Annotated in this window: 1 pseudogene; it reads right to left on the bottom strand. The window is 41.5% G+C overall.

The annotated features are described in order from the left end of the window. Positions 1-1,283 (bottom strand): annotated as a pseudogene (locus JCM10991_RS15495) (hypothetical protein); the annotation flags it as partial.

Raw genomic sequence — 1,283 nt, 5'->3', positions numbered from 1 at the left:
CAACTTTGTACGATTCTGAAACGCTTGTTGAAGTACTCATTGATGCTGAAGCACTTGACGATTCTGAAACGCTTGTTGAAGTACTCATTGATACTGAAGTACTTGATGATACTGAAGTTGAATCATCATCAATTTCCTCAGATGGTGTTGTACCACCAGTTATTGGCAGGTCAGCCAAGGCTTCTGACAAGCTCGTTGAAGCTGAAGTGCTTTGGGATTCATTTTCACTTTGGTGACGTGATAATGATTCACTTGCGGACTTGCTTGCTTCTGAGATTGATTCACTTTGGGATTCAGAGGCTGACTTAGCTGAGTCACTTTGTGATTTTTCTTCAGACGTCAAGCTATTTGTACCTTCGGCACTCTTAGATTCGGAGATTGAATTGCTTGATGAAGCTGATTCACTCGCACTTGCCACAATTGATTCACTTGCGGAAGCTGAAGTACTTTGAGATTCGGATGCGGATGCATCGGATTCACTAGCTGAGGACTTAGATTCTGATAAGCTTGCGGAAACTTCCTCAGAGATTGACTTAAACTCTGAAGTTAAGTTTTCGTGTTCCTCAACTTGGCTTTCTACTTCACTTGAACGATCTGGTGTTGATTCAAACGTTAATTCGCCCGTAGAAATTGAGGCACTTGTTGAGAGACTTTCAGAAACTGAAGCGCTCGTTGACTTGCTGTCGCTTGCTGAAGTACTTTGAGATTCAGCTATTGACTTGCTATCAATTTCACTAAAGACCTTAGATAAGCTTTCGGATGCTGAGTCGCTTGTAGATTCATTTTCACTTTGGTGACGTGATAATGATTCGCTTGCGGACTTGCTTGCTTCTGAGATTGATTCACTTTGTGATTCAGATGATGACTTAGCTGAGTCGCTTTGTGATTCTTCTTCAGATGTCAAGTTGTTTGTTCCTTCGGCACTCTTAGATTCTGAGATTGAATCGCTTAATGAAGCTGATTCACTTGCACTTACCACAATTGATTCACTTGCGGAAGCTGAAGTACTTTGAGATTCGGATGCGGATGCATCGGATTCACTTGCTAACGACTTAGATTCTGATAAGCTTTCAGAAACTTCTTCAGATACTGACTTGAACTCAGATGTTGAGTTTTCGTGGTCCTTAACTTGGCTTGCTACTTCACTTGAGTGATCTTCAACTGGTGTTGAAGTACTTTCAGATACAGATTGGCTTGCTGAGTCTGATTGACTTGTTGAAGTTGATTCTGAATCTGATGTTGACTTGCTTGCTGATGTGCTTGCTGATTCATTCCAGTGTTCT

It is taken from the genome of Ligilactobacillus equi DSM 15833 = JCM 10991, from assembly GCF_000615765.1.
Taxonomy (GTDB): domain Bacteria; phylum Bacillota; class Bacilli; order Lactobacillales; family Lactobacillaceae; genus Ligilactobacillus; species Ligilactobacillus equi.
Note: the sequence above shows the minus strand (reverse complement) of the source record. Positions and strands in the feature narration are given on the sequence as shown.